Genomic DNA, 14,321 nt, shown 5'->3' with positions numbered 1-14,321 from the left:
AGTCAACTACTCCTTATCAGTGGTCGTGGCGGCGACAGCCTCGGGTGTCTCGGCGGTCTCGGCATCCTGGGCCTCGACGTCGGCGTCAACGCCGGCGAGCGCAGCCAGGTCGTCGAGAGCGGAGGTCTCCTCGGCGGTCACAGGGGCGGAGGCGTCCTCGTCGGCATCGTGCATGGGCTCGATGTCCAGTGCGAGGGAGCGAATCTCCTTGACGAGAACCTTGAAGGACTCGGGGATACCCGGGACCGGGACGTTCTCGCCCTTGACGATGGACTCGTAGGTCTTGACGCGGCCCACGGTATCGTCGGACTTGACGGTCAGGATCTCCTGCAGGACGTTGGAAGCACCGTAAGCGTACAGTGCCCAAACTTCCATCTCGCCGAAGCGCTGGCCGCCGAACTGAGCCTTGCCGCCCAGAGGCTGCTGGGTAACCAGGCTGTAGGGGCCGGTCGAACGGGCGTGGATCTTGTCGTCGACCATGTGGCCGAGCTTGAGGATGTAGGACGTACCCACGGTAATGGGCTCACGGAACTCCTCGCCGGTGCGGCCGTCGAACAGACGGGTCTTGCCGCGCTCGTCAAGCTGGGTGACGAACTCGGGGCGCATGTGATCGCCAAAGGCAGCGGTGGCCTTGTTGAGCATGTTCTTGTTAGCACGACGGATGACCTCGGCGATCTCGTCCTCCTTGGCGCCGTCGAAGACGGGCGTCGCGGTGAAGAACGGACCGGGGACGTACTTGTCGGAGTCGGCCTGCTCGGTATCCCAACCGCACGCAGCAGCCCAGCCAAGATGGCACTCGAGCAGCTGGCCGACGTTCATACGCGAAGGAACGCCCAGCGGGTTGAGGATAACGTCGATCGGGGTACCGTCAGCCATGTAGGGCATGTCCTCGACCGGCAGAACGTTACAAATAACACCCTTGTTGCCGTGGCGGCCGGCGATCTTATCGCCCTGCTGAATCTTACGACGCTGGGCGACGTAGACGCGCACCTGCTCGTTGACGCCGGGAGCCAGGTCGTCGCCGTTCTCGCGGCTAAAGCGGACGACGTCGATGACGCGGCCATAAGCGCCGTGAGGCATCTTAAGGGAGGTGTCGCGGACGTCGTGGGCCTTGGCACCGAAGATGGCGCGCAGCAGGCGCTCCTCGGCGGTCAGAGCGCTCTCGCCCTTAGGCGTGACCTTGCCGACCAGAATGTCGCCAGGGCCGACCTCGGCGCCGATGCGGATGATGCCGTCCTCGTCGAGGTTGGCAAGCATGTCCTCGGAGAGGTTCGGGATCTCGCGGGTGATCTCCTCGGGGCCAAGCTTGGTGTCGCGGGCATCGATCTCGTGACGGGTGATGTTGATGGTCGTCAGCAGGTCCTCGGCCACCAGGCGCTCGGACACGACGATACCGTCCTCGTAGTTAAAGCCTTCCCACGGCATGTAGGCCACGGTGAGGTTCTGACCCAGTGCGAGCTCGCCGTGATCGGTCGAAGGACCGTCGGCCAGAGGCTCGCCCTGCTCAACGGTGTCACCGACGCGCACGAGCGGACGGTGGTTGATGCAGGTGGACTGGTTGGAGCGCTGGTACTTGGCCAGGTGATACTCGTCCATGCCGCCGGCATGCTTGACGATGATCTTGGCGGCGTCGGCAAAGATGACCTCGCCGGCGTTCTTGGCCAGGGTGACCTCGCCGGAGTCCAGAGCGGCGCGACGCTCCATGCCGGTACCGACATAGGGAGCGGCGGGGTGAACCAGCGGCACGGCCTGACGCTGCATGTTAGCGCCCATCAGCGTACGCTTGGCGTCGTCGTGCTCCAGGAACGGGATCAGCGTGGCTGCGACGGAGAGCATCTGACGCGGCGAGACGTCCATGTAGTCGACGTCCTCGACGGGCACGTCGGCGGGAGCGCCGAAGGAGCCGTCGAAGTCGCGGGTACGGGCGATCACGGTGTGCGGACGGACGATCTTACCCTCGGCATCGGTCGTGATGAACTCGTTGGTCTTGGGATCGAGCGGCGTGTTGGCCGGCGCGATGACGTGCTTCTCTTCCTCGTCAGCGGTCATCCAGTCGATCTGATCGGTGGCAACGCCGTTCTCGACACGACGGAACGGGGCCTCGATGAAGCCGTACTCGTTGACGCGGGCGTAGAGGGCGAGCGAGCCGATCAGGCCGATGTTGGGGCCTTCGGGGGTCTCGATCGGGCACATGCGGCTGTAGTGCGAGTTGTGAACGTCGCGGACGGCCGTCGGCACGTTGGTGCGGCGGCTGGAGCCGGACTTGTGGCCGGCAAGACCACCAGGGCCGAGTGCGGACAGACGGCGCTTGTGGGTCAGACCGGTCAGGGGGTTCGCCTGGTCCATGAACTGCGAGAGCTGCGAGGAACCGAAGAACTCCTTGATGGAGGCCACGATCGGGCGGATGTTGATGAGCGACTGCGGGGTGATCTCGTCGATGTCCTGAGAGCTCATGCGCTCACGGACGACGCGCTCCATACGGCTCATGCCGATACGGAACTGGTTGGCGACGAGCTCGCCGACGGTACGGATGCGGCGGTTGCCGAAGTGGTCGATGTCGTCGACCTTGAAGCCCTGCTCGCCGGCAGCGAGGGACAGGAGGTAGCGCAGCGTCGCGACGATATCCTCGTCGGTGAGCACCGTGACCTCTTCCTCGGTGGTGAGGTTGAGCTTCTTGTTGACCTTGTAACGACCGACGCGGGCCAGATCGTAGCGCTGCGGGTTGAAGAGCAGGCCCTCAAGCAGGCTGCGGGAAGCGTCCACGGTGGGGGGCTCGCCCGGGCGCAGGCGACGGTAGATCTCGATGAGGGCGTCCTCGCGGGTGAGGGCGGTGTCGCGCTCCAGGGTGCGCCTGATCACATCGGAGTTGCCGAGCAGCTCGATGATGTCGTCGTTGGTGACGGCGATGCCAAGGGCGCGCAGGAACATCGTGGCGCTCTGCTTGCGCTTACGGTCGATGGAGACCATGAGCTGGTCGCGCTTGTCGACCTCAAACTCAAGCCAGGCACCGCGGGACGGGATGATCTGGGCCTTGTAGATCTGCTTGCCCGAATCCATCTCGGAGCTGTAGTACACGCCCGGGGAGCGGACGAGCTGAGAGACGACGATACGCTCGGTACCGTTGATGATGAAGGTGCCCTGATCAGTCATCATGGGGAAGTCACCCATAAAGACGAGCTGCTCCTTGATCTCGCCGGTCTCCTTGTTGGTGAGACGGACGTCGGTCAGAAGCGGAGCCTGATAGGTCATATCCTTCTCGCGGCACTCCTCAACGGTGTGCGCGGGGTCGCCGAACTGATGCTCGCCGAAGGTAACCTCGAGAACATGGTTCTGGCTCTGGATGGGGCTGGATTCCTTGAACGCCTCACGAAGGCCCTCGTCCTTAAAACGCTCAAAGGATTCCCTTTGAACAGAGATAAGGTTGGGGAGCTCCATGGCCTCCGGGATTTTCCCGAAGCTGACGCGCTTGCGCTCAGTGGCAGTGTATGCGTAGGTCACCAGGTTTTTCCTCCTTCACGGAAATGCTCGGTGGGTTGGCGAGGCATAGCTTCGCCAGTTATCGCAACCTAATAGTTTATCAGGTACCGACCGTTGGGCAAGAAAAGCCTTGACGCGATTGAGTTTTTGGAGTAGCAAAGTTTTTCGACAGAAAATGTGCAGGTAAATAGGTATGTATCGAACACCTGTTCATATATTTTCTGTGAACAGAGAGCCGACAATCGCAACTCTTATAAAAAACGGGCGCGAACCGAGGTCCGCACCCGTAAATGTCGATGAACGAAGGCCTACTTGCGCATCAAGCCGCCGCGCTCGTCGATGGCGTCCCAGAAGGCGCCGGCAAAGCGAGGGTCGCTTGCAGCCATGAGGGCGTTGGTGGCCATCCAGCCAGACGGGGTGCCGGTGTCGTAGCCCGACAGCGGGTCGATAACGACAGCGTACATGGCCTCGCGGTCGAGCGAGCGGGCCATGGCGTCGGTGAGCTGAATCTCGCCGCCCTTGCCGGCCTGCTGATCGGCGAGCAGGTCCATGACCAGCGGGCTCAGCAGGTAGCGACCGACGATGTACAGGTTGGAAGGAGCCGCCTCGGGAGCAGGCTTCTCGACCAGACCGCCGATGCGCCAGACAGCGCCCGGCTCGGCATCGGCAACGCCCTCGGCGCCCTCGAGCGAACCGACGCGCTCGCCGGCGATAACGCCGTAGCGGCTGACTTCCTCGGGCGAGCAAGCAGCGACGGCGATAACCGAAGCGCCACCGTGCTCCTTGGAGACAGCAAGCATCTTGTCGCAGATGTCACGGTTGGGCACAACGTAGTCGCCCAGAAGAACCAGGAAGTTCTCCCCTGCCACAGCATCGGCGGCAGAGCGAATGGCGTGACCGAGGCCCTTGGGCTCGTACTGATAGCGGAAATCGACCGGCATACCGCCAGCGTGGGCGACGGCATCGGCGTAAGCATCCTTACCGCGCTCGCGCAGCAGGTTCTCGAGCGAACGGTCGGGCTGGAAGTAGCTCAGCAGCTCGGGCTTACCGGGAGAGGTAACGATGATGGCGTCGTCGACCTCCTCGGGGTCGAGTGCCTCCTCAACGACATACTGAATGACCGGCTTGTCGAGCACCGGCAGCATCTCTTTGGGCGTGCACTTGGTGCCAGGCAGAAAACGCGTGCCAAGACCGGCGGCGGGGATGATTGCCTTCATGTTATTCAAAGATCCTTTCGCAGGCGCAAAAGCGCCCCGTGCGTGCGGCGCACAGCCGCAGACCAAATTGCGATACCCAAGCATCTTACCGCTGGAACTATATGTCGCTACAAGGCAGAGACAATTCTTCAGCAGGTCAACGCAAATTATTGCTCGAATGGTGCAATTTTATTGCCCAACGGCAGGGCACGCGATACGACGCAAATCACAGAACATGGCAGTTTGAGCAACCGATGTCGAGGGACCGAAAAACAAAAAAGACGGGGCTCGCAATGCGAACCCCGTCTGCAAAGAAATCTGGCGAGAAAGCCTGATTACTTGAGGGTGACAGCAGCGCCAGCAGCCTCGAGCTTCTCCTTGGCAGCCTCGGCGTCCTCCTTCTTGGCACCCTCGAGAACAGCCTTGGGAGCGCCCTCGACGACCTCCTTGGCCTCCTTCAGGCCAAGGTTGGTGAGCTCACGGACGGCCTTGATGACCTGGATCTTGTTGTCGCCGAAGCCCTCGAGCACGACGTCAAACTCGGTCTTCTCCTCGGCCTCAGCAGCGCCAGCAGCGGGAGCGGCGACAACAGCGGCAGGAGCAGCGGCGGAAACGCCGAAGGTGTCCTCGATAGCCTTAACGAGCTCGGAAGCCTCGAGAAGGGTCATTTCCTTAAGAGCATCGATGATCTCATCGGTGGTAAGCTTAGCCATTTCTAAGTCCTTTCGGTTTCCGTGCGGATGCACGGAGATCAGTTAAAACACGGCGCGAATGCGCCAGGGGTGCGGCGTTGCCGCCGCGGGTGAAAACAGCGACTAGGCTGCCTTCTGCTCGGAGACCTGCTGGATCGAACGAGCGAGACCAGAGGAAACGCCGTTGACGCAGACAGCGATGTCGCGAGCGAAACCGGAGATGAGACCGGCGATCTGGCCGAGAAGCTGATCCTTGGTGGGCAGCTCGGCGATAGCCTTAACATCATCAGCGGAAACGGCCTTGCCGTCGGAGATACCGCCCTTGATCTCAAGGACGCCCTTGGACTTAGCGGAGAAGTCCTTAAGGGCCTTAGCGGCCTCGACCGGCTCGGTCTCGTAGAACACATAAGCGACGGGGCCGGCGAGAATCTCGTCGATCTCGGGCTGCTCCTGGTTCTTGAGGGCGATCTTGACCAGGTTGTTCTTGTAGACCTTCATCTCGGCGCCGCACTCGCGAAGCTGATGACGCAGCTCCTGAGCCTGCTTAACCGTCAGACCGTTGTAGTTGACGACGAACAGACCGGCGTTCTCGGCGATACGGGACTCGATCTCTGCAACCTTGTCGATTTTGTACTGCTGGGGCATGAATTACACCTCCTCGAATTCTTTCCGGGCACGGTCCGCCACAAGGACGTGACGGGGGCATGTCCAAAAAGAAAGCCCCCGCGCTGCATGAGCGACGGGGGCGAGAAGACATATCTACTCGACCACCTCGGCTGGCGGGAAGTCCCATTAAGCTCGCGGGTAAGACCCGTTTGCGCCGGCTGTCTCTGGCAGCGGATTCGTGCGTGAACCGAAAGTATTATGGCGGGGACCCCGGCGTCGGTCAACGGGCGCGAGGATTCGTACACAAACCCTGCATACGCTCCGGTCCGAGGGGCCGGAGCTGCGGTAACTTTGCTGCGAATCCTCGTGTCCGTTGAGCGACGCGCCCCACTCATAATGCTTGGGTCGGTGGGCTGATGTGTTGCGTCCCGTTGGGCTATAAGGTTGAAATGAAGGTGGACAGGCGATTTAGGCCTTCGTCCAAATCTTGGTCGGAAACACAATAGCTTAGGCGGATGTGGCCTTCGGTTCCGAAACAGTCGCCCGGGACTAGGGCTACGTTGGCCTCTTTGATGGCTTTGATGCAGAAGCCCTCGCTGGTTAGGCCGAACTTTTTGATGCTCGGGAAAGTGTAGAAGGCTCCTGCGGGCTCTACTACGTCGAGGCCCATGGCGTCTAAGGCTGCGAGTACGCGTTCGCGGCGGGCTCGATAGACTTCGAGCATGGGGGTTGGGTCGACGGTCAGGGCTCGCGTTGCGGCATCCATCTCGAAGGAGACGGCGCTCGATACTAGGTATTGGTGGGCTTTTGCGATCTCGGCGATGACGGGGGTTGCCGCTGCGAGCCAGCCCAAGCGCCAGCCGGTCATGGCCCAGGGCTTGGAGAAGCTCTCGATGACTACCGTCTGCTCACGCAGCTCCGGGTGACGCTGGGCAAAGCGCTCGTAGCCATCCACATAAACCAGGCGGTTGTATACGTCGTCGCAGATTACGTAGATGCCCGCCTGGTCTGCCACGCGTGCCACGGCGTCGAGCGATGCCGCGTCAAGGATGCAGCCCGTAGGATTGTTGGGCGAGCAGATGACGATGGCTTTGGTCGCCGGCGTCACGCAAGCACGAAGTGCGTCCTCGTCAATCTGAAATTGTGCAGGCTCCGTATCCAAAAAGACAGCTTTGGCGTGGTTGGCCACGACGATGCTCTCGTACAGGCCAAAGGCCGGTGTGGGGATGATGACCTCGTCGCCGGGGTTGAGCATAGCCATGAATGTTGCCGACAGTGCCTCGGTCGCGCCGTCGGTCAGGATGACCTCGTCCGCCGAAAACGTAAGGCCCGCATCCCCCATGTAGGCAGATAACGCCTCACGCAGGGCGGGGCGACCGTTGTTGGGCGGATAGTGCGTGTCACCGCGGTCCAGTGCGGCGGTCACCTCGGCGCTAATCACATCGGGCGTGGGAAAATCGGGCTCGCCAAGCGCAAGCGCGATGCACCCCGGGTGCTGGGCGGCGAGCGCGTTGATCCGGCGGATACCGGAGGGCTTGAGCGTGGCAAGCGAGGTATTCATGGGCAGTCGCATGGCGTTCCTTTCGTAAGGGTTGCACTAGGATAGCGCGGCAGGGCGCCGCCAGACGGTGTAACCTAAACGGAAACGAGCCGGAAAGGAGATGGCATGGAGACGACCGCGCGTGGCGACGTACCAAAGACACTGCAAACCATTGCGTATATCAGTATTCCCAATAGCGCCGATCTTGATTTTTTGCTCTGGGACCTGCAGGATGCCATCGCCGCCTATGCCCGGTTTTCCGGCACCGTACTCCCCCACCCGGTTGACTTGAAGGCGGATAATGCCGACGGCGTTGCCGATGGCATCGTGCTGGCCATTGAAGATATGGCTGACGATGAGACGTTGACTGCTATCGAGCAGGCGCTTGAGCGCTTTGGCAGTACGGGAACGCGTGTCTATGCCGTGATCCGAGCCGCACGACAGGGCGCTGAGCAGGCGCGTGGGGCCGCCGTTCGCCTGCACAAGGCATGTGAGCGCCATGACCAATTGTGGTGTGGCGGCGTTGCCATTTGCGCTGGCAGCGGCATTGCGGCGCTTCGCCATTCCCCACGCATGGGCCTCTTGCGCCGACCATTTTCGGAAGCGATGGATAAGCTTGTGGGCGCTGTGCGCATGGGCTGCTCCGTCGAGCATGCACAGCGACTTGGCGGCGGCAATGCCGGTAGCGTCGATGCCGACGGCATGGTGCGCGCCAGGCCCGCGCTGCCCACACCGATCTGGCATGCCATCATGAAACGCCTCGGCACCCATGCTCAATCAAGGATCTAGACTACCGTGCGATCCAGTCAACGGCTTCGCGCCAACGCTCAACAAGACGTTCCAGACGCCAAGCCGCGTTAGCGGGACTAGTTGACGGCAATACGACAGCGGGCAGGCCTGTCCGCTCCTTTAGATAGCGCTTATAGAGGCGCCCCGCCGTACCTCCGTTACACACCACCAGCTCAATAGGCGCATTGCCCGTAATGCGCTCAATATGTGCCGGAACGACGTTTTTGATGCTGGCGTCGCTCGAGCCCTTAATGTCGCAGCTCTCGACCACATCCCACAGGGCCACGCCGCCGTTCAGCAGCATGGCCCGCTTGGCGGCAATGGAGGCATCGAGCGTCGCGGGCTCACCGCTTGCCAAAGGATCGCCCTCGTTGGGCGGCACAGGCATACCGAGGCACGTGGCCATCACACGCCAAAAGCGATTCTGAGGGTTGCCGTAATAAAAGGCATTGGCGCGCGAAAGCACCGAGGGAAACGACCCGAGCACCAAAACGCGCGAGTGCTCGTCAAACACGGGCTCAAACCCATGCTCAATATGTTGATAGCCCTCGTCAGACACGGCCATGGGCTAGGCTCTCAACAGATAGCGCACCTCGTAGGGTGCAAGCTCAAGGGTACCCGTCAGCTCGACCGTGGGCGCATCGTCGGCAAGCAGGTCGACGAAGGAGCCGTTGAGTTCGCCGGCGCCAAAGGTGTAAGGCTCACCCACGGCATTCACCGCCACGAGCACCGCCGCGTCGTCGCAGGCGCGCTCGAACAGCAGCTGCTTGTTCTGGATCACCACGTTGCGATAGGCACCGTAGTTGAGAGCACGGGCAGCCGCGTCGTCGGCCGAACGAAGGTGTGCGAGCTGCGTGATGAACGCCGTCAGCTCGTTGGGCGCAGGCTCATCGAGCGCAGGTCGCAGAGCCCAGTCACCATCGGGGCCGCCCTTTTCGCCAGGAATCCCCCACTCGCTGCCATAGTAGACGCACGGAATGCCCGGCATACCAAAGAGCATGCCGTAGGCGGGACGCAGGCAGGATTTGTCGGTGAGGATACTTGCCAGGCGCGGCACATCGTGGTTGTCGACAAACGAAAGCAGATGTTTGCCGCGGTAGATGCACCAAGGGTCGCCGCCAAACTGACGGTGCAGCGAATGGGCGATCTCGAACATGTTGACCGAGTTAAAGCTGGAATACAGGCCCTTGTAGCACTCGTAATTAGTGCACGAGTCGAGCATCTCGTCGTTGACGATCTGATTGTAGTCGCCGTGGAGCGTCTCGCCGATGAGCACAAAGCCGGGCTTGAGCTCACGGGTAAAGGAGTGTAGGCGGCGCATAAAGTCGCGGTCGAGCATGTAGGCGACGTCCAGGCGCAGGCCGTCGACGCCAAAGACGTCGGCCCAACGGCGCACAGACTCGAGCAGGTAATCGACCACAGCGGGATTTTGCAGGTTGAGCTTCACAAGCTCAAAATGACCCTCCCAGCCCTCGTACCAAAAGCCGTCGCCATAGCAGGAGTCGCCGTCAAAACTGATGTGAAACCAATCCTTGTACGGCGAATCCCACTTGCGCTCCTGCACATCGCGGAAGGCCCAAAAGCCGCGACCGACGTGGTTGAAGACGGCATCGAGCACCACGCGGATGCCATGGGCGTGCAGCGTGTCGCATACGGCGGCAAAGTCGGCATCCCCGCCCAGGCGACGGTCTATATGGCGCAGGCTGCGCGTGTCGTAGCCGTGACTATCGGACTCGAGCGGCGGGTTGATGAGCACAGCGCCAACGCCGAGTTTTTGCAGGCAGTCGGCCCATTGGGCAATCTTCATGATAGGAGCATCGGGGTTGGGTTCGACATCGGCGGCCTGGGCGAGCTCATCCTCGGCAACGGGGGCGGCGTTTTCGCGCGGAGCTCCGCAAAAGCCCAGCGGATAGATCTGATAGAACGTCGTCTCGTATGCCCACATAGCAACCTCCCGGTAAGCTCAACACAACGACATCCATTGTATGCCCAGCTTGTATCCCCTCCCCCAAAATAAGTTGCGGTGGAATAGTTCCTGCTTGGGCCTTCAAAGGCCTTAAACAGGAACTATTCCACCGCAACTGATGAGGGGACGTGGCTAGGCGACGGGCTTGGCGCGGCGGATGGCTGGGAACATCACCGTGATGGCGAGGATAACGCCCACGACGGCAATCGCCCCGCCCACAAAGCCGATCCAGGCGATACCGGGACCCGAAACCACGGCTCCGCCGATCGCGGTACCCGTGCCGATACCGAGGTTGAACAGGCCCGAGAAGATCGACATGGCGACGGCCGACGAATCTGCCGGCGTGTGCTTGATGAGCTCGGCCTGAAACGCCACGTTAAAGGCCGTGGCGCAGCAACCCCACAGTGCGCACACAGCGAGAACCGCAGCGAGTGACGATGCGGCCGGACCCATGAGCAGCAGAGCCACCGGCACGCCGGAGAGCGTGATAGCCAAGAACGGGAAGCGATGCCCATCGAACAGGCGGCCAAACAGCCAGCTTCCGAGCAAACCAGAGCAGCCAAACGCCGTCAACGTCATGGTAATGGCGCCCGCATCGACGTGCGCGACCTGCGCCAGGAAGGGCTCGATATAGCTGTAGCTTGCGTAATAGCCGGTCGCCATGAAGACCGTGACTGCGTAGAACGCGATGAGGAACGGGTTCTTGAGCAGCTCGGGCAGCTGCTTGAGCGTAAAACGCTCGCCCGCTGGCATGGCAGGGAACACCGTGGCCTGGTAGACGACCGCGACAGCAGACAGCGCTCCGACCACGGCAAACGTCATGCGCCAGCCCACGGCCAAGCCAATGGCGCGACCGAGCGGCAGGCCAAAGATCTGTGCGATGGAAGAGCCCGTGGCGATCATGCTGATAGCGAGCGCCCCGTGGCGTGTGTCAACCAGGCGCGACGCCATGATCGAGGCGACCGACCAGAACACGGCGTGCGCGCAGGCAACCACCAGGCGCGCGCAGACTAAGATGGGATAGGTCGGTGCCAAGGCGGACAGGAACTGGCCCAGCGAGAACACGGCGAGCACGCCCAGCAGCATCCGCTTGAACTCGAAACGCGAAGCGAACACCATGAGCGGCAACGACAGCAGCATGACGCCCCAGGCATAGACCGAGATCATGATGCCCGCCTGGGCCTCGGTGAGCGAGAACGACGCGGCGATATCAGTCAAAAGGCCGATGGGCATAAACTCCGACGTGTTGAACACGAACGCACAGCAGGTGAGCCCGACGAGCGGGAGCCACTGCCTGAGCGTGATGCCGTCTTGCCTTGCCTGACTCATATATAACGTCTCCAATCATTTTGAGCGGAGGCGATTATATAGCAACGGCCCCGCATCCGTCAGCAACAGATGCGGGGCCGAAAACAATTCGATACACAGAGGTTGCGCCGTCAATTCATAACTAAGCCAACCCCAGCAACATGCCCGCCGAATGCACGACAAACGCCACGACCCAGGCGACCGTCACCTGAAACGCGAATACGGCCACGGCATAGCGTGCGCCCAACTCGCTCTTGACGGCGCCGATGGACGCCACGCAAGGCGGGTACAGCAGCGTAAAGACCAGGAACACGTAGGCGGTAAACGGCGAAAACATGGCTGACAGTGCCGCGGGCGACGTTGCGCCCAAAAGCACCGTGAGCGTCGAGATGACGCTCTCCTTGGCAATGAGCCCCGTGACGAGCGCCGTCGAGGCGCGCCAGTCGCCAAAGCCGAGCGGGGCCAACACCGGCGCGATGATGCTACCCAGACCGGCAAGCAGGCTTTGCGACTGGTCGGCGACCACGTTAAAGCGGATGTCGAACGTCTGAAGGAACCAGATGACCACGGTCGCGGCAAAGATAATGGTAAAGGCCTTGGTGATGAAGTCCTTGGCCTTATCCCATGCCAGCATCACCGTCGTCTTGACGCTCGGCAGGCGGTAATTGGGGAGCTCCATGATAAACGGCACCGGGTCGCCCTTAAATGCCGTGCGGTTGAGCACCAAAGCCGCGACGCAGCCGACCACGATACCGATCAGATAGAGCGAGACCATGGCGGGAACCGTCGCCTGCGGGAAAAACGCCCCGCACAGCAAGCCGTAAACCGGCAGCTTGGCTGAGCAGCTCATAAACGGCGTGAGCATGACCGTCATCTTGCGGTCGTGCTCGGATGGGAGCGTACGGGTCGACATGATAGCCGGCACGGTGCAGCCAAAGCCGACGAGCATGGGCACGAAGCTGCGGCCCGACAGACCAAAGCGACGCAACACCTTATCCATGACAAAGGCCACGCGCGCCATGTATCCGGAGTCTTCCAGAATGGAGAGGAACAAAAAGAGCACGACGATAATCGGCAGGAAGGTCAGCACACTGCCCACGCCCGTAAGCACGCCGTCGACAGCCAGCGAGCGCACCACGTCGTTGGTACCGAACGCCTTGAGGCCCGCATCGGCCGAGGCGATGATGGCAGCGATACCGTCCTCCATGAGTCCCTGCAACGCCGCGCCGATCACGCCAAACGTCAGCCAAAAGACGAGGCCCATGATCAACAGAAACGCCGGAATGGCCGTATAGCGACCCGTCAGAATGCGGTCGATTTTGACAGAGCGCACGTGTTCGCGACTTTCGTGCGGCTTGACGACGCAGCGCCCGCACACATCGCCGATAAAGCTAAAGCGCATGTCCGCCAGCGCAGACAGGCGGTCAGTGCCGGCCTCGCCCTCCATCTGGGTGATGATGTGCTCGATAGCGTCGAGCTCGTTGCGATCCAGGTGAAGCGCCTCGGTTACCAGCTCATCGCCCTCGACCAGCTTGGTCGCCGCAAAGCGCACCGGGATGTGCGCCGTCACGGCATGGTCCTCGATCAGGTTAGCAATGCCGTGAATGCAGCGATGCAGTGCACCGCCGTCCGGACCGTCGGGCGCGCAAAAGTCCAGGCGACCGGGGCGCTCGCGGAACCGTGCCACGTGCAGGGCGTGGTCCACCAGCTCGCCGATGCCCTCGTTGCGGGCAGCGCTAATGGGGACAACGGGCACGCCCAACAGGCTCTCGAGCAAGTTGACGTCTACGGCGCCGCCGTTGGCGGTCACCTCGTCCATCATGTTGAGCGCGATGACCATAGGACGGTCAAGCTCCATGAGCTGCAGTGTCAGGTACAGGTTGCGCTCGATGTTGGTGGCGTCAATGATATCGATGATGGCGTCGGGATGCTCATCCAGGATAAACTGGCGGCTCACGATCTCCTCACCCGTGTACGGCGACAGAGAGTAAATGCCGGGCAGGTCGGTAACGCTCGCCTCGGGGTGGTTACGAATGGTACCGTCTTTGCGGTCGACCGTTACGCCGGGAAAGTTGCCGACGTGCTGGTTGGAGCCCGTAAGCTGGTTGAACAGCGTGGTCTTACCGCAGTTTTGGTTGCCGGCGAGGGCAAAATGCAGCGGCGCGCCCTCAGGCACGGCCGTCTTCGCGGCGCGGGGCGAATACGTCCCCTCGCCCAGGGCCGGATGCTCCGTCGTGCCGATTGCGGCGTTAGCGCGCGGACCCGCATCGGTGTCGTGAACACCCACGAGCTCGATGCGAGCGGCATCGTCCTTGCGCAGCGTCAACTCGTAGCCACGCAGGCGGATCTCGAGCGGATCGCCCATGGGGGCGTACTTCATCATGGTGACTTCGGTGCCCGGCGTTAGGCCCATGTCCAAAATATGCTGTCGGAGTGCCTGATCGTCCGATGCCACCGATGCGACAACGGCGTCTTTTCCGATCTCGAGCGTATCGAGCTTCACGTCCGTGTTCCTCCCCCGACGCCCACAGGGCGTTGCATTTAGTTTACCTTGGCTAACCGTTTGCCACGGCTAACCAATTGTAACCATGCATGATAGCGCGAACACACAACGACGTTCAATCGACAGATTGCTGCAAGGACCGTCCCCAAGTGCCGGCACAAAAGGAACGTCCCCAAGTGCCGCATCTGGGCCATGGCAACGCCGATGTTTTGGCGCGAACAGCGAAAGCCCGCCAGGGCGAGCA

At 61.6% G+C, this 14,321-nt stretch carries 10 protein-coding genes; 1 reads left to right on the top strand and 9 read right to left on the bottom strand.

Going from position 1 to position 14,321, the window contains the following annotated elements; translation table 11 throughout:
* Positions 1-6: 6 nt before the first annotated feature.
* From rpoB to LK493_RS00160, 5 genes are all read right to left on the bottom strand, one after another.
* Complete coding sequence (gene rpoB, locus LK493_RS00180; protein WP_227789739.1) at positions 7-3,498, bottom strand: DNA-directed RNA polymerase subunit beta; 3,492 nt, start codon at positions 3,496-3,498, stop codon at positions 7-9.
* Between the two features lie 287 nt (positions 3,499-3,785).
* Entirely contained in the window at positions 3,786-4,694 is a 909-nt protein-coding gene (locus LK493_RS00175; RefSeq protein ID WP_117775861.1) for a UTP--glucose-1-phosphate uridylyltransferase, read from the bottom strand.
* Between the two features lie 314 nt (positions 4,695-5,008).
* Positions 5,009-5,386 (bottom strand): 50S ribosomal protein L7/L12, encoded by a 378-nt coding sequence (gene rplL, locus LK493_RS00170; RefSeq protein WP_006235005.1) that lies wholly within the window; start codon positions 5,384-5,386, stop codon positions 5,009-5,011.
* A gap of 102 nt (positions 5,387-5,488) precedes the next feature.
* The gene (rplJ, locus tag LK493_RS00165) at positions 5,489-6,010 is read right to left on the bottom strand and encodes a 50S ribosomal protein L10 (protein WP_055250258.1); all 522 of its coding nucleotides are present in this window, start codon (positions 6,008-6,010) and stop codon (positions 5,489-5,491) included.
* 397 nt (positions 6,011-6,407) lie between these two features.
* A complete protein-coding gene (locus tag LK493_RS00160; RefSeq protein WP_227789738.1) occupies positions 6,408-7,544 on the bottom strand; it encodes a pyridoxal phosphate-dependent aminotransferase in 1,137 nt (378 codons plus the stop codon).
* 93 nt (positions 7,545-7,637) lie between these two features.
* Here LK493_RS00160 and LK493_RS00155 point away from each other — a divergent pair, with 93 nt between their 5' ends.
* Positions 7,638-8,300, top strand: coding sequence for a hypothetical protein (locus LK493_RS00155; protein ID WP_195232349.1), 663 nt, complete (start codon positions 7,638-7,640; stop codon positions 8,298-8,300).
* Between the two features lies 1 nt (position 8,301).
* Here LK493_RS00155 and LK493_RS00150 read toward each other — a convergent pair whose 3' ends face one another.
* The 4 genes from LK493_RS00150 to feoB all read right to left on the bottom strand — a co-directional run bounded on the left by LK493_RS00150 (position 8,302) and on the right by feoB (position 14,077).
* A complete protein-coding gene (locus LK493_RS00150) occupies positions 8,302-8,865 on the bottom strand; it encodes a uracil-DNA glycosylase family protein (RefSeq protein ID WP_195232351.1) in 564 nt (187 codons plus the stop codon).
* Between the two features lie 3 nt (positions 8,866-8,868).
* Complete coding sequence (locus LK493_RS00145) at positions 8,869-10,245, bottom strand: alpha-amylase family glycosyl hydrolase (RefSeq protein WP_161144888.1); 1,377 nt, start codon at positions 10,243-10,245, stop codon at positions 8,869-8,871.
* A 153-nt stretch (positions 10,246-10,398) separates the two neighbouring features.
* The gene (locus LK493_RS00140) at positions 10,399-11,595 is read right to left on the bottom strand and encodes an MFS transporter (protein ID WP_227789737.1); all 1,197 of its coding nucleotides are present in this window, start codon (positions 11,593-11,595) and stop codon (positions 10,399-10,401) included.
* Positions 11,596-11,716: 121 nt separating this feature from the next.
* On the bottom strand, positions 11,717-14,077 hold the full coding sequence (feoB, locus tag LK493_RS00135; protein WP_227789736.1) for a ferrous iron transport protein B: 2,361 nt from the start codon (positions 14,075-14,077) through the stop codon (positions 11,717-11,719).
* Between the last annotated feature and the right edge of the window lie 244 nt (positions 14,078-14,321).

The organism is Collinsella aerofaciens, from assembly GCF_020709435.1.
Taxonomy (GTDB): Bacteria; Actinomycetota; Coriobacteriia; order Coriobacteriales; family Coriobacteriaceae; genus Collinsella; species Collinsella aerofaciens_AU.
The sequence above is the reverse complement of the archived record's forward strand: the minus strand, read 5'-3'. Positions and strand labels throughout refer to the sequence as shown.